At 72.5% G+C, this 18,246-nt stretch carries 16 protein-coding genes and 1 pseudogene; 7 read left to right on the top strand and 10 right to left on the bottom strand.

Translation table 11 applies throughout. The annotated features are described in order from the left end of the window. Window positions 1–561 precede the first annotated feature (561 nt). Entirely contained in the window at window positions 562–3,144 is a 2,583-nt protein-coding gene (locus tag ACFVWY_RS21995; RefSeq protein ID WP_389874975.1) for a bifunctional FO biosynthesis protein CofGH, read from the bottom strand. Window positions 3,145–3,380: 236 nt separating this feature from the next. Here ACFVWY_RS21995 and ACFVWY_RS21990 point away from each other — a divergent pair, with 236 nt between their 5' ends. Together ACFVWY_RS21990 and ACFVWY_RS21985 are read left to right on the top strand one after the other, a co-directional pair. Beyond that, window positions 3,381–4,907 carry an FMN-binding glutamate synthase family protein gene (locus ACFVWY_RS21990; protein WP_389874973.1) on the top strand — a complete coding sequence of 509 codons (1,527 nt, stop codon included), beginning with the start codon at window positions 3,381–3,383 and terminating at the stop codon, window positions 4,905–4,907. 52 nt (window positions 4,908–4,959) lie between these two features. Further along, on the top strand, window positions 4,960–5,865 hold the full coding sequence (locus ACFVWY_RS21985) for a phosphotransferase enzyme family protein (protein WP_389874971.1): 906 nt from the start codon (window positions 4,960–4,962) through the stop codon (window positions 5,863–5,865). 211 nt (window positions 5,866–6,076) lie between these two features. On the opposite strand, the gene ACFVWY_RS21980 is transcribed toward ACFVWY_RS21985, so the two are convergent. After that, window positions 6,077–6,811, bottom strand: a complete 735-nt coding sequence (locus tag ACFVWY_RS21980; protein WP_389874969.1) for a translation initiation factor IF-2 — start codon at window positions 6,809–6,811, stop codon at window positions 6,077–6,079. Window positions 6,812–6,934: 123 nt separating this feature from the next. Between ACFVWY_RS21980 and ACFVWY_RS21975 the strand changes: the two genes are divergently transcribed. Continuing rightward, window positions 6,935–7,348 (top strand): GNAT family N-acetyltransferase, encoded by a 414-nt coding sequence (locus ACFVWY_RS21975; RefSeq protein ID WP_389874966.1) that lies wholly within the window; start codon window positions 6,935–6,937, stop codon window positions 7,346–7,348. A 171-nt stretch (window positions 7,349–7,519) separates the two neighbouring features. Here ACFVWY_RS21975 and ACFVWY_RS21970 read toward each other — a convergent pair. Further along, window positions 7,520–8,267: pseudogene (locus ACFVWY_RS21970) on the bottom strand (AraC family transcriptional regulator). 54 nt (window positions 8,268–8,321) lie between these two features. Here ACFVWY_RS21970 and ACFVWY_RS21965 point away from each other — a divergent pair. After that, a complete protein-coding gene (locus tag ACFVWY_RS21965) occupies window positions 8,322–9,500 on the top strand; it encodes an MFS transporter (protein WP_389874963.1) in 1,179 nt (392 codons plus the stop codon). A 498-nt stretch (window positions 9,501–9,998) separates the two neighbouring features. Further along, complete coding sequence (locus ACFVWY_RS21960; protein WP_389874960.1) at window positions 9,999–11,258, top strand: esterase/lipase family protein; 1,260 nt, start codon at window positions 9,999–10,001, stop codon at window positions 11,256–11,258. 95 nt (window positions 11,259–11,353) lie between these two features. Here ACFVWY_RS21960 and ACFVWY_RS21955 read toward each other — a convergent pair whose 3' ends face one another. The 4 genes from ACFVWY_RS21955 to ACFVWY_RS21940 all read right to left on the bottom strand — a co-directional run bounded on the left by ACFVWY_RS21955 (window position 11,354) and on the right by ACFVWY_RS21940 (window position 14,097). After that, a complete protein-coding gene (locus ACFVWY_RS21955; protein ID WP_389874957.1) occupies window positions 11,354–12,001 on the bottom strand; it encodes a LysE family translocator in 648 nt (215 codons plus the stop codon). Window positions 12,002–12,285: 284 nt separating this feature from the next. Beyond that, window positions 12,286–13,332 (bottom strand): SGNH/GDSL hydrolase family protein, encoded by a 1,047-nt coding sequence (locus ACFVWY_RS21950; protein WP_389874955.1) that lies wholly within the window; start codon window positions 13,330–13,332, stop codon window positions 12,286–12,288. A gap of 137 nt (window positions 13,333–13,469) precedes the next feature. Continuing rightward, complete coding sequence (locus tag ACFVWY_RS21945; RefSeq protein WP_389874952.1) at window positions 13,470–13,745, bottom strand: histidine phosphatase family protein; 276 nt, start codon at window positions 13,743–13,745, stop codon at window positions 13,470–13,472. Then, window positions 13,717–14,097: a hypothetical protein gene (locus ACFVWY_RS21940; protein ID WP_389874950.1), complete on the bottom strand. Its 381-nt coding sequence runs from the start codon at window positions 14,095–14,097 to the stop codon at window positions 13,717–13,719. Before ACFVWY_RS21940 ends, ACFVWY_RS21945 begins: the two co-directional genes overlap by 29 nt. 803 nt (window positions 14,098–14,900) lie before the next feature. On the opposite strand from ACFVWY_RS21940, the gene ACFVWY_RS21935 reads away from it, so the two are divergent. Then, complete coding sequence (locus ACFVWY_RS21935; protein ID WP_389874948.1) at window positions 14,901–15,329, top strand: SRPBCC family protein; 429 nt, start codon at window positions 14,901–14,903, stop codon at window positions 15,327–15,329. 73 nt (window positions 15,330–15,402) lie between these two features. Here ACFVWY_RS21935 and ACFVWY_RS21930 read toward each other — a convergent pair whose 3' ends face one another. Then, window positions 15,403–15,525: a hypothetical protein gene (locus tag ACFVWY_RS21930; RefSeq protein WP_389874946.1), complete on the bottom strand. Its 123-nt coding sequence runs from the start codon at window positions 15,523–15,525 to the stop codon at window positions 15,403–15,405. Between the two features lie 524 nt (window positions 15,526–16,049). Here ACFVWY_RS21930 and ACFVWY_RS21925 point away from each other — a divergent pair. Beyond that, window positions 16,050–16,715, top strand: coding sequence for a hypothetical protein (locus ACFVWY_RS21925; protein WP_389875060.1), 666 nt, complete (start codon window positions 16,050–16,052; stop codon window positions 16,713–16,715). A 59-nt stretch (window positions 16,716–16,774) separates the two neighbouring features. On the opposite strand, the gene ACFVWY_RS21920 is transcribed toward ACFVWY_RS21925, so the two are convergent. Then, window positions 16,775–17,101 carry a hypothetical protein gene (locus ACFVWY_RS21920; protein WP_389874944.1) on the bottom strand — a complete coding sequence of 109 codons (327 nt, stop codon included), beginning with the start codon at window positions 17,099–17,101 and terminating at the stop codon, window positions 16,775–16,777. Between the two features lie 84 nt (window positions 17,102–17,185). Further along, window positions 17,186–18,184, bottom strand: coding sequence for an ArsR/SmtB family transcription factor (locus ACFVWY_RS21915; RefSeq protein WP_389874942.1), 999 nt, complete (start codon window positions 18,182–18,184; stop codon window positions 17,186–17,188). Between the last annotated feature and the right edge of the window lie 62 nt (window positions 18,185–18,246).

Here is an 18,246-nt window from a genome sequence, read left to right as displayed (position 1 = left end):
TATGCGGATGTCCGCCCTTTCGGTCGGCCCGCGCTGCGGCCATGGCCCTCCCCACGGAAGCCATCGGCGGCATGCCCCGTTCCCCCGAATCCCCCGTTCCCCCGAACGGCTGGCCGTGTTCGCCGCTCTCCGGTGCGGCGAGCTCGACGGCGAGGGGCTCGCGGACGTCCAGGCCCCGCGCCGCCGCGGACACCGTACGGCGGCCTAAGGAGGCGGGTTCGCCCGTCGTGACGGACGACGAGCAGGCCAGCCCCGGCTCTCTCCCCCAGCCGGCCGACGGGCTCCCCGGCCTCCCCCGCGTCCGCGCCCGGGTGGAAGGCACCGTGCCGGTGGCGCGGCCACGGGGAGCTCAGGGCCCGGAACGGCGGTGGCCGCCCGGCCTTCCCCCGGCCGGATACCCTCCGCCCTCCGCCCCTCCGCCCCTCCGCCCCTCCGCCCCTCCGCCCTCCGCCCCTCCGCCCCTCCGCCCCTCCGCCCTTCCGTCGTTCCGTCGTTCCGTCGTTCCGCCCTTCCGTCGTTCCGTCGTTCCGCCGTTCCGCCCTCCGCCGTTCCGCCGTGCTGTCAGTCGGGCAGGACCGGGAGCAGTTCCGGAAGGTGCCCGTCGGAGGCCGCGGCCGCCGCCACCCGCTCCTCGGGGACCTCCCCGTACAGCGTCGTACGCGGCTTCGCCGGTCGGCCCGCGCGTTCGGCGATGGCGATCAGGTCCTGGACCGAGCGGTACGAGCCGTAGCCGGAGCCCGCCATCCGGGAGATGGTCTCCTCCATCAGGGTGCCGCCCAGGTCGTTGGCGCCGGAGCGGAGCATCTCGGCGGCGCCCTCGGTGCCGAGCTTGACCCAGCTGGTCTGGATGTTGGTGATGTGCGGGTGCAGCAGGAGCCGGGCCATCGCGGTGACCGCCCGGTTGTCGCGGTCGGTCGGGCCGGGGCGGGCGATGCCCGCGAGGTAGACCGGCGCGTTGGTGTGGATGAACGGCAGCGTCACGAACTCCGTGAACCCACCGGTCTCCTGCTGGAGCCGGGCCAGCGTCCGCAGGTGGCCGAGCCAGTGGCGGGGCTGGTCGACATGGCCGTACATCATCGTGGAGGAGGAGCGCAGACCGACCTCATGGGCGGTCCTGATGACCTCCAGCCAGGTCGCGGTGGGCAGCTTGCCCTTGGTGAGGACCCAGCGGACCTCGTCGTCCAGGATCTCGGCCGCCGTGCCGGGGATCGAGCCGAGCCCGGCCTCCTTCGCGGCGATCAGCCAGTCCCGTACGGACATGCCGGTGCGGGTCGCCCCGTTGACGACCTCCATCGGCGAGAAGGCGTGCACATGGATGCCGGGCACCCGCTCCCGGACCGCCCGCGCGATGTCGAAGTACGCCGTACCGGGCAGGTCCGGGTGGATGCCGCCCTGCATGCAGACCTCGACCGCGCCGACGTCCCACGCCTGAGCGGCCCGGTCGGCGACCTGGTCGAGGGACAGGGTGTACGCGTCGGCGTCGGTGCGCCGCTGCGCGAAGGCGCAGAACCGGCAGCCGGTGTAGCAGACGTTGGTGAAGTTGATGTTCCTGGTGACGATGTACGTGACGTCGTCACCGACCACGTCGCGGCGCAGGGTGTCCGCGATCCGGCACAGCTCGTCGAGGGCCGGGCCGTCCGCGTGGAGCAGGGCGAGGGCCTGGTCGTCGGTGAGCTTCGTCGGGTCCGCGGCGGCCTGGCCGAGCGCCTGGCGTACGTCGGTGTCGATGCGGGAGGGCACCATGCCGGGGGCGGCGGCCTCGCGCAGCGCCTCCCAGTCGCCGTACACCTCGTCGAAGTCCTCGCGGCGGTCGCCGGTGCGGCCCTCGGTGTCGATGGTGCGGTGCAGGTCGGTGCGGCCGGACGCGCCGAACTGCTCGTCGGGCTCCTGCCAGGGCAGCCCGGCGGGCACGGCTCCCTCGCGGGCGAGCCCGGTCTCCGGGTCGGCCAGCGCGCGCACGTGCGGCAGCAGCCGGGGGTCCAGCCAGGGCTCGCCGCGCTGGATGAACTCCGGGTAGATGGTGAGGCGTTCGCGGAGCGCGAAGCCCGACTCGGCGGTCTTCGCGGCGAGTTCGTCGATGTGCGGCCAGGGGCGCTCGGGGTTCACATGGTCGGGGGTGAGCGGTGACACGCCGCCCCAGTCGTCGATGCCCGCGCCGATGAGCAGGGCGTACTCGGCGTCGACGAGGTTCGGCGGGGCCTGGATGCGGGCGGACGGGCCCAGGATGTGCCGGGCCACGGCGATCGCGGCGGCCAGTTCCTCCAGCTCGGCGTCCGGCATGCCGCGCATCGCGGTGTCCGGCTTGGCCCGGAAGTTCTGCACGATGACTTCCTGGATGCCGTGGTAGGCGCGGGCCGTGCGGCGCAGCTCGAAGAGCGAGTCGGCGCGCTCCTCGTACGTCTCCCCGATCCCGATCAGGATGCCGGTGGTGAACGGCACGTTGGAACGTCCGGCGTCCTCCAGGACCCGCAGCCGTACGGCCGGTTCCTTGTCCGGGGAGCCGTGGTGCGGGCCGCCGCGCTCGGACCAGAGCCGGGTCGCCGTCGTCTCCAGCATCATCCCCATGGACGGGGCGACGGGCTTGAGCCGCTGGAGGTCCGTCCAGCCCAGGACGCCGGGGTTGAGGTGCGGGAGCAGCCCGGTCTCCTCCAGCACCCGGATCGCCATGGCGCGTACGTAGGCGAGGGTGTCGTCGTACCCCTCGGCCTCCAGCCACTCCCGCGCCTCGGGCCAGCGGTCCTCGGGCCGGTCCCCGAGCGTGAACAGCGCTTCCTTGCAGCCCATCGCCGCGCCCTCGCGGGCGATGTCCAGCACCTCGTCGGGCGACAGGAACATGCCGTGCCCGGCGCGGCGGAGCTTGCCGGGGACGGTGACGAAAGTGCAGTAGTGGCACGTGTCGCGGCAGAGGCGGGTGAGCGGGATGAAGACCTTGCGGGAGTACGTGATCACTCCCGGCCGGCCCGCGGCCTCCAGCCCGGCGTCCCGTACCCGGGCGGCGGAGGCCGCGAGATCGGTCAGGTCGTCGCCCCGCGCCTGGAGCAGCACGGCGGCCTCGGTCAGGTCGAGGGCGACACCGTCGCGGGCCCGCTTGAGGGCGCGCCGCATGGCGTTGGTGGTCGGGCGTCCGTGCTGCTGATCCGTCATGGCCCCGAGCATACGAGCGGGGCCGGTGCCCCGGACCGGGGCCTCTTCATCGCCCGGCCCGCGCCCCCGCCACCGCACGGGCCGCCCCGTCCGTTCACCCGTATGCCTCTACTATCGTGTGTCATTTCGCCGTCGCACACCGGCCCTGTCCGGCCGGATCCGACGGAGCAATGCCCGCGACGACCGCCGTACGGCACAGGGGTCGGGGGTCGAACAGCCGAGGAGAGGAACGTTTCATGCGCGCTCGGAGCATCGGTGCGGCCGCCGCGACGGCACTGGCGGTGGTGGCCGCCCGCGACCTCGTCCAGAAGAAGCACGCCCTCCTCAGGAACTTCCCCGTGGTCGGGCACGCCCGCTACCTGCTGGAGACGATCGGACCGGAGCTGCGGCAGTACGTCGTGACCTCCAACGAGGAGGAGCGCCCGTTCAGCCGTGACCAGCGGACCTGGATCTACGCGTCGGCGAAGGAGGAGAACAACTACTTCGGCTTCGGCACCGACGTGGACGTCGAGCACGTCCAGGGGCACGCGTACATAAAGCAGCGCACCTTCGCCGGTGTGCTGCCCGATCTGCATGACCCGCAGGCCCCGCTGCCCTCGGCGAAGGTGCTGGGCGGCCCGCGCGGGCGTGCCAGGGCCTTCCGTCCGGCGAGCGTCGTGAACATCTCCGCGATGAGCTTCGGCTCGCTGTCCGGCGCGGCCATCACGGCACTGAACAAGGGCGCGGCGCTGGCCGGGACGATGCACAACACGGGCGAGGGCGGCCTCTCCCCGTACCACCGCAACGGCGGCGACCTCGTCCTCCAGATCGGGACCTCGTACTTCGGCTGCCGCAACGAGGACGGCACCTTCAACCTCGACAAGCTGAAGGAAGTCGTCGCCGGGGCCCCGGTCCGGGCGATCGAGATCAAGCTCTCCCAGGGCGCGAAGCCGGGGCTCGGCGGAATGCTGCCGGGCGCGAAGGTGACCCCCGAGATCGCCGCGATCCGCGGCATCCCGGCCGGGCGGGACTGCGCCTCCCCCTCCCGGCACACGGCGTTCCACGACGTGGACTCGATGCTCGACTTCGTGGAACTGCTCGCCACCGAGACGGGCCTGCCGGTCGGGATCAAGAGCGCTGTGGGCGAGATGAGCTTCTGGCAGGAGCTGGCCACGCTGATGGCCCCCGGTGACCGCGGGGTCGACTTCGTGACCATCGACGGCGGCGAGGGAGGCACCGGAGCCGCTCCCCTGATCTTCAGCGACTCGGTGTCACTGCCGTTCCGGATGGGCTTCTCCCGCGTCTACGGCACGTTCGCCGAGCACGGCCTGACCGACCGGCTCACCTTCATCGGCTCCGGCAAGCTCGGCCTGCCGGAGAACGCGGCGGTCGCCTTCGCCCTGGGCGTCGACATGATCAACGTCGGCCGTGAGGCGATGCTGTCGATCGGCTGCATCCAGGCGCAGAAGTGTCACACCGACAAGTGCCCCACCGGCATCGCCACCCAGAACCCGTGGCTGGTGCGCGGTGTCGACGCGCCCTCGAAGTCCACCCGGGCCGCCGTCTACCTGCGCACCCTGCGCAAGGAGCTGCTGAAGGTCTCGGGAGCGGTCGGCGTCGCCCATCCGGCACTCATCACCGCCGACGACATCGAGATCATGAACGGCGACTACGAAGCCCGCACCCTGGCGAGCGTCTACGCCTACAAGAACGGCTGGGGCGAGCTCGGCCCCGACCTCGCCCAGGAGATCACCACGCTGCTCACCGCCGGGCCGTCCGACTGACCCGGCCGGCGCGAGGAACCGACGACCACGCCCGCGCGGAGGAGCCGCCAGGATGACCGACCGCCCCGCCCCGTACACCGTTCCGTCCGTCGCCCGGCTGCTCGTGGAGCACTGGGGCCTTCGAGCGGACGACGTCACGCCTCTCGAAGGCGGCATGAACTCCCTCACGTGGGAGGTGTGTTCGGGAGACACGCGGTGGGTGGTGAAGGCGGTGGCGCCGGAGGCCGGGGACGCGTTCGTCCATGGCCTCCGGCTGGCGGAGCGGCTGGAGCGGGCGGGCATCCCGGCTGGTGCCCCCGTGCCGACGACCGACGGCCAGCCGGTCGTCCGCTTCGCCGACCGGACGGCGGCCCTGCTGCGCTGGGTCGAGGGCCGCGGGCTGACCGGGGAGTCCCGCGCCGAGCTGGAGACGATGGGTTCCACGCTCGCCCGCGCCCATCGCGTCCTCGGCACCGGGGACGGCCCGGCCCCCGCTCCCGTCCCCGCCCGTCTCTTCCTCCCGACGGACCATCTGGACGTCCGTCCCTGGCTCCGGCCCGTGATCACCAAGGTCATGGACCGGCTGAACGGCCCCGGCCTGACCACGCTGACCTGGGGTCCGGTGCACGGAGACCCGGCCCCGGACGTCTTCCGCGCCGACCCGGTCAGCGGTGTCTGCGGGATGATCGACTGGAGCGGGACGGGCGTGTGGCCGCGGGCGTACGACCTGGCGGCGCTGGTGATGTACCGGGGCGCGGAGCCCATGCGCCCCCTGCTCGACGCCTACGTAGCGGAGGGCGCCCTGACCCGCGTCGAGCTGGACCGTTCGCTGGACCTCCTGCTGGACTACCGCTGGGCCGGTCAGGCCGTGTACTTCGCGAGCCGGATCGCCCGCGGTGATCTCACCGGGCTCCCCGACCCGGCCATGAACGAGACCGGCCTGGAGGCCGCACGCCAGTGGTTCGCCGGACGGAAGTGAACGACGCGAGCGGGGCGGTCGGCCCGCACGGACCGGTACGCGCCTGAGGTACGGGCCTGCACGCACCGGTACGGCCGGTACGCGCCTGAGGTGCGGGCCTGCCCTGAGGTACGGGCCTGCACGGACCAGTGCGGCCGGTCATGCGATATCCCGTTCGCCGGTCGAGTCGGCGCCACGACGAGGATCGGGGGTGACGGAGCCGGGTACCCGTTCAGTGCGGTGCCGCTATCGGGTCCAGGGCGTTGCCGACACTGCAGCCGCCCTCCCCGGGCATCCGCTGCATCCGGGACGGAACCCACACCCTGGTGGCTCCAGGGGCCACCCGGGCGAGAAGGCAGTCCTGCGGGTCGAAGCCGTTGCCCTTCACCGACAGGAGAACGCCGACCCGGCCGCCGTCCGCCTTCACCTCGGTACGGATCCCCGGACTCAGGTCCAGAGCGGCGAGCACGCGGCGCACCTCGGTCTCGTCCGCCCGGCCGCCCTCCGGCACCCGGGGAAGTTCCGCGCGAAGCTCCTCGTACGGCAGCCGGGGCGGTTCGGGCAGCGGGGCGAAGGTCATCGGAAGGCCACCCGGGCATTCCACGTCACGGGGCTGCTCACGCCACTCCGACTTGGGCGAGACCCGCACGGCGAAGCAGCGCCGTACGACGACCTCCTCGGAGTCGAACCAATCGCGGTAGGCCGAGCCCGAGGTACGGATGACCGCTTCGATACCGTCCCCTTCATGCGTCGACGTGCCCGTCACCCGCATCACCTCCACCCCGTCGATGCCGGAAGCGGAGCGCCCGACCTCCTCCGCCGTGCGCGGACGCTGGCTGTAGAGCAGCTCACCCGCCCGTGCGGCCACCTCGCGCGCGATGTCCGTCGCCTCGTCCTCGGAGGACTGCACCACCCCGCAGCCGACGGTGAGCAGCAAGAGCGGTGCGAGCAGCAGTAGTTGACGCATGCGCCCACTCTCCCGGCGCCGCGCCCGGCGGGCAACCACTCGGGTTCCACTGGCGGGCAGAGTCCGTCCGGCTCCCCCGTCGCCTCCTCCGCCACGACCGTGCGGCATGGCAGTCTGCTCCGCATGCGGATCAATGAGGGAGCGCGCGGCGACGACGAGGTGCTGACCGTCCGCCCCCGCCTGACGGACGCGGAGCTCAACGAGTTGTTCGCGGCGTCCTGGCCGGATCACCGGCCCGCCCTCTTCGCGCCGGTACTGGCCCGGAGCTTGGCGTGGGTCGGGGCGCGCCGGGGGAGCCGCCTGGTCGGATTCGTCAACGTCGTCGGTGATGGTGGCGCGCACGCCTTCATCCTGGACACGACCGTGCACCCGGACGAGCGCCGCGCGGGGCTCGGCGTACGGCTGGTACGGGCGGCGGCCGACGAGGCGAGGGCACGCGGCGCGGACTGGCTGCATGTGGACTACGAGCCGCACTTGGCGCCCTTCTACGGGCAGTGCGGCTTCCGGCCCACGGCCGCCGGACTCATGCGGCTGTGAACCGACGAGGGGCTGCTCCGGCCGGATCCGGCCGGAGGCACCGGGCCGGTGTGACCGCCGCAGCTGGCCGAACTCCTCGCTGGCGTATGGAGGAACGGCGCTCCGGCCGAACCGGTGGACCGGGGCTTCGTCCGCACCGAAGCGGCACGTCCGGGGCCGTGGCCCGTCGCCTCACCCGCCCGCGGAGCCCGGGGTGTGGCCGAAGGTGCGGCGGAACACGTCGATGAAGGTGCTGGCCGACGACCAGCCGCAGCGGTGGGCGACCGCGGTGACGGGGGTGTGGTCGGCCAGCAGGATCAGCGCGTGGTGGAGCCGGATCTGGGTGCGCCACTGCGGGTAGCCCAGGCCCAGGTCGTCGTGGAGGCGGCGGGAGAGCGTGCGGGCGCTGGCGCCGATCGCGTGGCCGAGCTCGCCCAGGGTGCGGGGGTCCGCCGGGTCGGCGCGCAGGATGGTGTGGAGTGCGCGGAGCAGCGGGTCCGTGGGCGTCGGCAGGTGCAGCGGCAGCCCCTCGAAGAGCGGGCTTTGAAGCTGGTCGAGCAGCACGGCGCGCAGCCGCAGCATGGGCGGGCTGCCGTCCTCCGGCGCCCCCCGTGTACGCCACGATCAGCTCGCGCAGGAGCGGGCTCACGGCGAGCACGGCGGGGCGGTCCAGGCCGAGGGGGTTCTCCGTGGCGGGCAGCCCCACGAGGTGGAGGTCCAGTTCGCCGTGGGCCTGATGCCGGTGGACGGTACCGGCGGGAATCCAGATCGCCCGGGTCGCGGGCGCCACCCACGCCCCGGCGTCCGTGGTCACGGCGATGGCGCCCCGCCCCGCGTAGGCGATCTGGTGGCCGTCGTGGCGGTGGGCGTCGATCTCCCCACCGGACACGAGGTGTTGGGTCGCGGTCGGGGCCACGGGCGTGTGGCGGGTTTCCTGCATCACCTGGCAATGTACCGAAAGCGGGACACCGGCCGGGCACTCCAGCATGGAGCGATGCGAAGAAGAGCATCGATATCCCTGCTCGCCGCGGGGCACGCCTGTGTGGACGTCTACCAGGGCGCCGTCGCGGCGCTGGTCCCGTACTTCGTGTCCGAGCGCGCCTACGGCTACGCGGTGGCCTCCGGCATCGTGCTGGCCGCGTCACTGCTGTCGTCGGTGGCCCAGCCGGTGTTCGGGGCACTGACCGACCGGTGGGCGATGCCGTGGCTGCTGCCGGTCAGCACGGTGACGAGCGGTGTGGGCATCGCGCTGAGCGGCCTGGGCGGTTCGTACGGGCTGACACTGGTCTTCGTCGCGGTCTCCGGGATCGGGGTCGCCGCGTACCACCCCGAGTCCGCCCGGGTGGCCCGGCTGGCGAGCGGGGGCAGTCACACCGCGATGAGCTGGTTCTCCCTCGGCGGCAACGTGGGCTTCGCGCTCGCCCCGCTCCTGGTCGCGGTGTCGGTCGGGCACGGTTCGCTGCGCTGGACGCCGGTGCTGGTGCTGCCCGCGCTCGCGGGTGCCGCCCTGTGCGTACCGGTGCTCCGGATGCTGGCCCGGGAGGAGGCCGCGAAGCCCGCCGCGGGGACATCGGCGGCCCCCGGCACCGACGACCTCGCCTCGTTCCTGAGGCTGTCCCTCGCCGTGGTCCTCCGCTCCGTCGTCTTCACCGGCCTGAGCACCTTCATCGCCCTCTACGCCCAGCAGCGCGTCCCCCACGTCCCCGGCGGCGCCCCGGCCGGAACCCTCGCCCTCTTCCTGCTGTTCCTCGGCGGCGCGGTCGGCTCGCTGCTGGGCGGCGCGCTGGCCAGCCGGTACGACCGGGTCCGTGTCTCCGCAGGGGCGTACCTGGTCACCGTGGCCGCCGTCGCCGGAGTGGTCTGCGTACCCGGCCCGGTGATGTTCCTCTTCGTGGCCCTGACCTCCGCCGGGCTGTACGTCCCCTTCTCCTTGCAGGTCACCCTCGGCCAGGACTACCTTCCGTCCCGGATCGGCACGGCCAGTGGGGTGACCCTCGGTCTCACCGTCAGCATCGGCGGCCTGGCCAGCCCGCTGCTGGGACGTCTGGCCGACGCCACCTCTCTGCGGACGGCCCTCACCCCCTTGATCGCCCTGCCCCTCCTGAGCTGCCTGCTCCTGCGCACCCTCCCCGAGCCGGCGGCCCCCCAACGCACCGTCCGGCCGGGTCGTTGACCGCCGCCGGTCACCGTTCGGCGCGAGGTCCGCCGGGTGCTCGTCACGGCGGCGGCTGGTCCGGGGGCCAGGGTCGGCGAAGGCGACAGCGCTCACCGCTGGGATCAGGGACAGGTCCGGGTCGTGGTGCGCGGAGTTTGCCGGTCCGCGCGGCACACTGGCTCCGCCGCACACCGCTCCGATGACCCACGGCCGGGCCGGACGCGACGGGCCCTCGCTTCGCGGGCGGTCTCACTCCCCCGCGAAGAGCGCTGCCTTCCGCCTCCAACTCCCTTGCTACAAGCAGGTGTTCCGGGCCACGGCGCCACGCGGCAAAGCTGTCATGAACGGCGCAGTATGCCCAGGCCCACAGGCGCACACACTCTCTGAGGCGAAGGCGCACACCTTCGCGTGAACCCCCTCGCCCGATGCCCTCGGCGGTGATGCCCCACTCCTTAGTGTGCCGCGTGGGGTCAGCCGTTCGGCGGACCTGTGAACTGCGCGAGGAGTCAACTGACCATGACCGCACCCGTCGTCGACGTCTGGGGCCGGATCGCCCCCGGGGCCCGTGCCGCCTACCCGTGCGCCCCGGAGCCGCACGAGGAGTGGTCCCTCTCCGGCGGCACCGCCTGGGTCTACTACAGCCCGCTGAACCGCAGGCAGCTCATCAGGCCCGTCATCCTCTCCGACGGCTTCTCAAGCGGGGCGAGCAACCTCGACCAGCTCTGGAACGGCCTGGAGGAGAACGGCGACTACCGCTTCGTCTCCGAGCTCCACGCGACCGGCCGGGACGTGATCATCCTCGGCTACGACGACCGGACGGCATCGATCACGGACAACGCCGACACCGCCATCGACTGCATCCGCCGGACGCTCGCCGAGCGGGTGGGCCGGTCGAAGCTGGTGGTGGGCGGCTTCAGCATGGGCGGCATGGTCACCCGCTACGCCCTGGCGAAGATGGAGAACGACCCCTCGCTCCCCGACCACGAGACGTCCCTCTACGTCTCCTACGACTCCCCCCACCAGGGCGGATGGCTGCCCATCGCCCTCCAGGGCTTCATCCGCTTCGCGACGGACAACTGGGGGGACGCGCCCTTCGTCGGGCCCGCCCTGCAGCAGTTCTCCGGGCTGCTCAACAGCCCCGCCGCCCGGCAGATGGCGCGGTGGCACATCGAGAAGACCGGCGACCCCGCGAAGCCCGCACCGGAACGGGTGGCGTTCCTCAAGGCGCTCGACGAGCTCGGCGGCTGGCCGCGCCAGGTCCGGAGGATCGGCGTCGCCAACGGCGTGGACACCGGCACCGGCAACGGCGTCCGGCCCGGCACGGTCGCGGTGAGGTGCGATGGAAAGACCCTGGCCGACACCTGGCTCAAGACCCAGGCGCAGGGCGACCAGGAAGTCGCACGCCTGCAGAAGACGGACGAGCAGCCGGTACCGGTCCGCACCACCGGGCTGCCCGACATCGACGGCGCCCCCGGCGGCCTGTTCACCCTGCCGACCCCCGAGGGCGACCCCGGCAGCTTCGGTCTGGCCAGTCTCCTCATGAGCCTTCTCGGGAACGAGGTGGACGCGGACTCCCTCGCCACGTCCTGCTTCATCCCCAGCGTCAGCGCCGTCGACGCCGGGGACATCGGCGACTCGGAGACGCTCTACCGGCCCATCACACCGGAGAACAGCGCGCTCGACGCCTTCCTGTGCGCCAGCCGCAACGAAGGACACACCACCATGACCGAAGAGCTCGGCGCGTGGATCGTGAACGAGATCGTCTCGGGCGGGTGATCCCCGGGGCGGGCGGGCCACGCCGACGCCCCCGCCCGCCCCGCCACAGGCCCGGACCACAACGAGGTCCGGGCCTGTGGGCTTCCCCGCCCCGCTCAGTCCGCCAGGGCCAGGCGGAGGCCGAAGCCCGCGATGACGGTGCCGGTGATCCGGTCCAGCAGGCGGCGCGCCCGGGGCTCGCGGAGCCAGCCGCGCAGGACGCGGGCGAACCCGATGAGGACGGCCGACCACACCAGGCCGAGGAGGATGTGCACCGTGGTGAGCAGGAGCCCCATGGTGAAGTGGCTGGCCCCGGCCGGAATGAACTGCGGCAGGACCGCCACGTAGAAGGCCCCCATCTTGGGGTTCAGGAGATTGGTCAGCGTGCCCTGCCGCCACCCGCCGCCGACCGAGTCCGCACCGGAGAGCAGCGCCGACTCGGCCGCGTCCGCCCCCGGCCGCTCCCCGGCGCGGGCGAAGGTGTCGCGGAGCATCCGCACCCCCATCCACACCAGGTACGCCGCACCGGCCCACCGGAGCGTCGTGTAGGCGAGGTGGGAGGCGGTGAGGAGCGCCGTCACACCGAGCGAGGTGAGCACACCCCAGAGCAGGGTGCCGGTCTGGATACCGAGGACGACACCCCAGGCCCGCTTGCGACGTCCGACGGCCGACGTCCGCAGAATCAGGGCGGTGTCGAGCCCAGGGGTGAGAGTGAGGAGCCCTACGACGAGGGCGAAGGACCACAACGCGGTGCTCATTGTCATGGAATGCCAGCGTACGTCACCCGGCTACGCGCCCGGCGCCACGCTCACCGCCCCGGCTGGCGGTGCGGTTCCCGACGGTGACGGGGTGACCGGCGGTGAGAAGCGTGCGGGTGCGGCGCGAAGGCCACGCCCTGGCCGACGTGGCCACGCCCCCGTGCGGGTAGGCACCGGGCCGCCCCTCGGATGGCGCGGAGGTGCTCCGGGAACCCGTGGCCCGCACGGGGTGCGCACCGGGTCGCGGCCGTCACGGCCCGGTGCGGAAGGCACCCGGGGCGTCGCCCGCGTCAGCGTTCGAGGAGAGCGGTGCGGAGGGCACGTTCCACCCGGGCCGCCGTGTTGGCGTGGCCCTCGGCGTTGGGGTGGACCAGTGTGACGCGCTTGCCGATGACCGCGCAGTTCAGCGGTGTGCCGGGAAGCCTGGCGGGCCAGTAGTCCGCGGCGTCGCCGCAGAGCCCCTCGACCCACTTGGTGCCCGCGGGCTGGCAGACGTCGTGGCCCACGCTGGAGGGGTAGACGTCGACGTAGCGGTCACCGAAGAACGACGCGACCCGCTGGATCGTGCTGTTCACCGGCTTGAAGACCTCGTCACGGAGCCAGTCGATGTCGGTGCGGGTGATCGTGCCGAGCTCGGTGAGGGACAGCCGGGCACAGTCACCGGCGTCGTCGGGCAGCACGGCCTGGTAACCGACCGCGATCACCTTGGCGTTGGGTGCGGACTGGTGCACGTCGGCCAGCATCCGGAGGTACTCGTCCTGGATGCGGGCGAGCTTGTCCTGGATGTTCTCCTCGCCCTCGGGCGGATCGGTGTAGTAGTCGCGGCAGGACGCGCCGACCGCGCCCAGTTCGAGGCACTTGAGGAGCATGCCGCCGAAGGGCAGGCTGTTGCCGCCGATGCCGAGGGTGACGATGTCCGTCCCGTCCCCCAGCCCGGCCCGCCGCGTCTGCGGGTCCACCTCGGGCCAGCCCCCGGCGGGCGGCTCGACCGGGCTGATCGGCGTCTGCCGGGCCGTGGCGATGTCGGCGATGGTGGCTCCCCCGCAGCTGACGTCCGTCAGGTGGACGTACCCGCCCGGCGGGAACTCGGCGAGTTCGCGCGCGACGACGCCGGGGTAGGCGTCGCCGGTGCGGTCGCAGCCGTCGCGGGAGGGGTCGCCGAGCGCGGGCTCCGGATTCCCGACGAAGACTCCGGCGGTGTACGAGTCGCCCAGCGCGGCCCACTCGTACCGGTCGGCCGCCGCCCCGGCGGGGCCCGCGGGCAGAAGCGCGGACGCGGTCAGCACGAGTCCCAGGGCCAGGGCGCGCGCTCGCAGGCGGAAGAGAGGGGGTCGCATGAGTCCTCCGTGATCTGGGGAAGACGCCCGGGGCCACAGCGCGGCTCCGGGCGGTGGACACGTCGGCCGAGATCATCCACGCTGCTGACCGGCCCCCTCCGGGAATCGGGCCTGCGCCCCTCCATCGGGCTAAATGGTCAGATGTATCGCCGCGCCGCCGACCGGGCTACGGGACGTTCCGGGCGGAGACGCCCGGCCGGCTCGGCGGTTCTCGTGGCCCGGATCAGCGGGCTGCTGAACACACCGCCGAGACGGCGGTGTGCCAGCTTCGGAGCGAGCGCCCCGGCCGCCGCCTCGCCCGCGTCGGCCAGCGGAACGCCGGTCCTTCCGGCAGGCCGCACCGACCCGCTCCAGGCCGTCTGGCCATGCCTGATCACGGTCAGTTCACCCGTCGGCGGGCTCGTCGCCGTCATCCGGCTCCTCATCCGGCTCCGCGGGCCCGAGGTGGCGCAGGACCGTCGTGTACTCGCCCGAGGCGACGAGCCCGTCGATGACCTCGGCCATCGCCGTCAGCCCCGGTTCGCGGACGATCAGGCCGTCCCAGCACCACCAGTAGTCGCCCTCCGGGTCGCCCGCCTCGCGCTGCCGGTCCATGAGGCGGCGCACTTGGTCGAGCGTGACCACGGTCGCGGACCAGCGCTCGCCGTCGTCACGGATGACCCACATGTCGACGTCGCAGACCTCGTCCAGCTTCTCGCCTCCTCCCGGTACGAAGCAGATCTCGTACCCGTCCCGCTTGAGGCGGTAGAAGGGGCTGTCCCACATGCGCGTGCTCCTCGATGCTCTGTCCACAGGGTGTGCGCCGGGTCGTGACGGTCACGGCCCGGTGGACCGGGCCGCGGTGGACCGGGCCGCGGCCTCGCAGGGCGTGAAAGGTCGTGAGTCCGTGTCGTGAGGACGCCGGGGCACCCCGGTGTCGTGAGGACGCCGGGGAACCCCACCCTCCACCGCCTGTCACCTGCGGCTCCCCAGGTCACTCGCCCGGGTTGTTCTGGTCGGCCGCGCTGGGTTTCGGGACTGCTCGCGGGCCTGCGCTCGCACCCCCCGCACCCCCCCACATGCGTCGGCCCTCGGCCGGGCCCGCCACCGTACCGGGAGCCTGACCGGCAAGGAAGTGGAGACTTCCCCGGAGCGAGACCCGCCTCCCCGTCGCGCCGCGCGAAGGGGAGGCCCACGGCCGCCTCAGCCGTATCCGCCAACGCCTCCCCGACGGCGGGGCCGTCACCCGCACCCGCTCGTACGGCCGGCCGCTGGAGCAAGGGGACCGTCACCGACGCCCGGACCCCCGTCCCGAACGTCGCCGACCGGCCCCCGCTCCCGCACTGCGGCCTCTGCGACCGCGCCCCGCGCGCCGCGGAACCGGGCCACTGCGGCGCGTGCGCCCGCGAAGGCGCCCGAGAAGAGCGTGCGCCGGGCGAAGGGCGCGGCGCGCATGGTTTCGGGTACGGCCAAAACGTCGGGCAGCGCGGACCGGCCGTGTCGCGGAGGACCTCGCCACCGTTAGCAGGCAGACGGCACGCCAGCCGTCCAACTCACCTCAGGGACCACAGACTTCAGGAGACCTGACCATGGCCTCGACGACCATCAGCCGCACGGTGCCCGCCTCCCCCGACCAGGTGTGGGCCCTCATCGGCGGCTTCCACGCCCTGCCCGACTGGCTCCCGTACGTCCCTCGGAGCACCTCACTCGACGGCGGACGCGTCCGGCGCCTGGACGACCCGGCCAACCCGGAGGGCATCGTCATCGTCGAACGCCTCGTGAGCTTCAACGACGCGGAACGCCAGCTGAGTTACGTGATCGTCGAGGCGCCCTTCCCCGTCGACGACTACCTCGCCACCCTCCGGGTCCACGCGGTGCCCGGCCGGGACGACGTGGCCGAGGTCCAGTGGTCCGGGCGCTTCAACCCCCACAACGCCACCGAGGAGGAGGCCATCGCCGTGTTCAACCAGATCTACAGTGAGGGACTCGAATCCCTGCACAAGACCTTGTCCGCCTGACCGGCAGCCGCTGACGACGGCCGCAGCGGGCGAAACGGCGGTGGCGGGGCATGGAGCGGCGGGCGCGGAGCGGTCAGCCGCCCCCTTCGCCGCCGTCACGATGGTTCTTCCGGCCGCCCGTCACAGCGGACACGATCCACGCCACCAGGACGACGAGGAAGAACACGACCATGATGGTCGGGAGCGCGGAACTCACCAGCAGGTCCCCCTATGGGATGCGTGGCCGCTCCTGCCCGACGCGTGCGGTGCCTGGGGCGGCTTGACCTAGGGCCCCTCGTTCAGGACCGCCCGGATCCTACGCGGCACCCGCGACCTCCCACCAGCACCAGGAGTTGGGGGATTTCGTGGGGAGGGAACGGTCCGCCGCCCGTGCCGCACGGACCGGGCCCCTCACCCGGCTGACCGGACGCCCGCGACCGGGCCGAAGCGCCTGCGCGCAGGCCGCGTTGTGTTCTCCGGGCCGGGAACCGGTCCGGTGCCGTCACGGGGAAGAGCTCCGGCGACACGGCGACACGACGGCATCCCCACCACGGCGTGACGCTTCGAAGACACTGGCCCTACACGCCCTTGACCTGGGCTTCACGAAATCCGACGCCGCTTCGCGGAACCGATTCGCTGCGACAGAACCTGGACATCCGCGGGATCATTTCAGGATCGACCCAGCCCTAATGTCGTCGCTGTCAGCAGGAAGAGCCCCACCGACAGCCGCTGGAGAACATGATGCGTTCGCGTCTCGCCGCCCGGTCCACCCGCCTCATCCTGGCCGCCGCGGCCGTGACGGCCCTCGCCGCCACCACCACCGCCTGCGACCCCGAGGACAACGCGGACGCCATCGGTTCCACGGCCCCCTCCGCCGTCTCCTCCGCCGACAAGGAAGGGAGCGGCGGTTCCTCCGGCGACAGCTCCTCGGCCCAGGGAACCGACTCCGGCGGCTCCGCCTCCAAGTCCGGTTCCGCCAACGGCGAGAAGAGCGGCTACGGACAGTCCTGCGGCACCAACGACCTTGATTTCACGGTCACATGGGAGGCCCAGCCCCTCAGCCACTACCTCGTCACCGCCAAGGCCAAGTCCGGCATCACCTGCTACCTCGACGTGAACACCCCCAGCGTCTCCTTCGGCTCCAACGCCGACGGTGTCGCCTCCCCCGTCGGGCAGGGCGGCGAAGACCCGATCAAGCTCTCCGGCTCCGCCGTCGCGTACGCCGGGATCAACCCCAAGACCACCGAGGGTGAGGGCGGCACGGAGTTCGACCGCGTCATCATCGCCACCACCGAGAACGACCCCGACCCGGCCGAGGTCGAGCTCCCCGACATGGCGACCGTGGACAAGCCCATCGTCACGAACTGGTCCACCAAGCGCGGCGAGACCATCCCGCGCGTCATCTGATCAACCAGCCGCCGGGGCCCGCGACAGGGAGGCCCGTACGCCCGTCGTCCGCCCGGCCTCTACTTCTCCTTTCCGTCCTGCCCGGTGAGGCGGATGCGTACCGTTCCCGCGTCCAGGTCCACGCGGACGGGCGGCTCCTCCGCCGGTCTGACGTTCTTGCGGACACGTTCCTGTTCCATGGCACGCTTCGCGGCCTGCGCACCGGGATCTATCCCCTGGAGGAAGTCGGCGCCGATGGACGACAGCCCCTTCCGCTTGCGCCAGTAGATCCACCCGCGCCGCTCCATCCATAACAGGACGCGGTCCGCGAGGAACAGGGCCACGGCCAGCCCGACGGCCACCCCGGAGATCTGCACCACCATGTTCGCCATGTCCGGCCAACTCACCAGGAACCCTCAGCGTTCCCGCGTGCGGCCGGCTTCGGCGCCAGCGGTGTGCACGGTGTGTCACGGTGCCGCTTCCGGGCCCCGTCAGTTTCCCTGGAGGAGGCGGCGGCCCAGTGGGGTCGCCGCGTGGCGGACCCGTTTGCCGTCGCGGCGGCTGACCACCAGGCCGCCCTCGCGGAGCACCGCGAGCTGCTGGCTGACGCTGGGCAGGGAGAAGCCGGTCGCCTCGGCGAGTTCGGAGGTGGAGGCGGAGGGACGCACCGCCGTCTCGTACAGGAGCGCGGCACGGGCCGGGCCCATCAGCCGGGTCAGGGAGGCCGCCGAGGCGGCGGACGTGGCGGCCGTGTGGTCGATCGGATGGATGAGCACCGGCAGCAGCCCCTCGTCCACCAGCGTGACCGGATCGCGCCAGCAGAAGTACGACGGGACCAGGAGCAGCCCTCTCCCCCCGAGGTGGAGATCCCGTTCGACCGGGTAGCGCGCGGTCAGCACGGGCGGCTCCCAGACCGCCATCGGCCGCAGGCTCTCCAGCAGCGCCCGCGTTCCGCCGTGAGCCAGGGCCCGGGTACGCAGGGCGGTGTCGGCGGCGATCGCGGCGCCCATGCGGTTCCAGGTCGGTGCGATGAACTCCCGGTGATACGCGTGCAGTTGCGTACCGAGGTCGGTCAGGTACCCGGTGTCTCCCCGGGCCAGCTCCGCGCCCGCCCACGGGCTTCCGCCGCTTGCCGACAGCAGGGTCAGTTCCTCGCGCAGCCGGCGCTTCGGTGTGGCGAGGACACGTTCGACACCGGAGTGCAGACCGTAGGTGCCGAGGTCGTCGGAGTCCTCCTCGACGGGTGGGGTGAGGAAGTCCGGGAAGTAGGCGGCGCGCGGCATGAGGGTGCGTAATTTCGTGGCCGCCTCGCGGGCCGTACCGCCCCGGCGGAGCAGACGGCCCGCCGACTGACGCCACTCGCCGAACGCGAGCGTGCCCTCACGGTGCTGGAGGCAGCAGATGCTGCAGACGATCTCCCAGAGCGGGTCCGGCCGGCGCGCGATGCGCACGTTCTCCAGGTCTCTGCCGGTGAAGTGGATACGCAGCACGGTTTCCCCCCGAGGTCACCAACGTTCGGCAAAGTTCGGTATCAAGCCTGGTATTCACCGCA

This window comes from Streptomyces sp. NPDC058195 (assembly GCF_042883525.1).
GTDB lineage: Bacteria > Actinomycetota > Actinomycetes > Streptomycetales > Streptomycetaceae > Streptomyces.
The sequence above is the reverse complement of the archived record's forward strand: the minus strand, read 5'-3'. Positions and strand labels throughout refer to the sequence as shown.

Excerpts from the sequence above, each read along its gene's own strand:
- ACFVWY_RS21950 (WP_389874955.1), bottom strand. The coding sequence starts at position 13,332 with ATGCGACCCCCTCTCTTCCGCCTGCGAGCGCGCGCCCTGGCCCTGGGA.
- ACFVWY_RS21990 (WP_389874973.1), top strand. The coding sequence starts at position 3,381 with ATGCGCGCTCGGAGCATCGGTGCGGCCGCCGCGACGGCACTGGCGGTG.
- ACFVWY_RS21960 (WP_389874960.1), top strand. The coding sequence starts at position 9,999 with ATGACCGCACCCGTCGTCGACGTCTGGGGCCGGATCGCCCCCGGGGCC.
- ACFVWY_RS21965 (WP_389874963.1), top strand. The coding sequence starts at position 8,322 with ATGCGAAGAAGAGCATCGATATCCCTGCTCGCCGCGGGGCACGCCTGT.
- ACFVWY_RS21985 (WP_389874971.1), top strand. The coding sequence starts at position 4,960 with ATGACCGACCGCCCCGCCCCGTACACCGTTCCGTCCGTCGCCCGGCTG.
- ACFVWY_RS21945 (WP_389874952.1), bottom strand. The coding sequence starts at position 13,745 with ATGACGGCGACGAGCCCGCCGACGGGTGAACTGACCGTGATCAGGCAT.
- ACFVWY_RS21925 (WP_389875060.1), top strand. The coding sequence starts at position 16,050 with ATGCGTTCGCGTCTCGCCGCCCGGTCCACCCGCCTCATCCTGGCCGCC.
- ACFVWY_RS21955 (WP_389874957.1), bottom strand. The coding sequence starts at position 12,001 with ATGACAATGAGCACCGCGTTGTGGTCCTTCGCCCTCGTCGTAGGGCTC.
- ACFVWY_RS21980 (WP_389874969.1), bottom strand. The coding sequence starts at position 6,811 with ATGCGTCAACTACTGCTGCTCGCACCGCTCTTGCTGCTCACCGTCGGC.
- ACFVWY_RS21975 (WP_389874966.1), top strand. The coding sequence starts at position 6,935 with ATGCGGATCAATGAGGGAGCGCGCGGCGACGACGAGGTGCTGACCGTC.
- ACFVWY_RS21940 (WP_389874950.1), bottom strand. The coding sequence starts at position 14,097 with ATGTGGGACAGCCCCTTCTACCGCCTCAAGCGGGACGGGTACGAGATC.
- ACFVWY_RS21935 (WP_389874948.1), top strand. The coding sequence starts at position 14,901 with ATGGCCTCGACGACCATCAGCCGCACGGTGCCCGCCTCCCCCGACCAG.
- ACFVWY_RS21995 (WP_389874975.1), bottom strand. The coding sequence starts at position 3,144 with ATGACGGATCAGCAGCACGGACGCCCGACCACCAACGCCATGCGGCGC.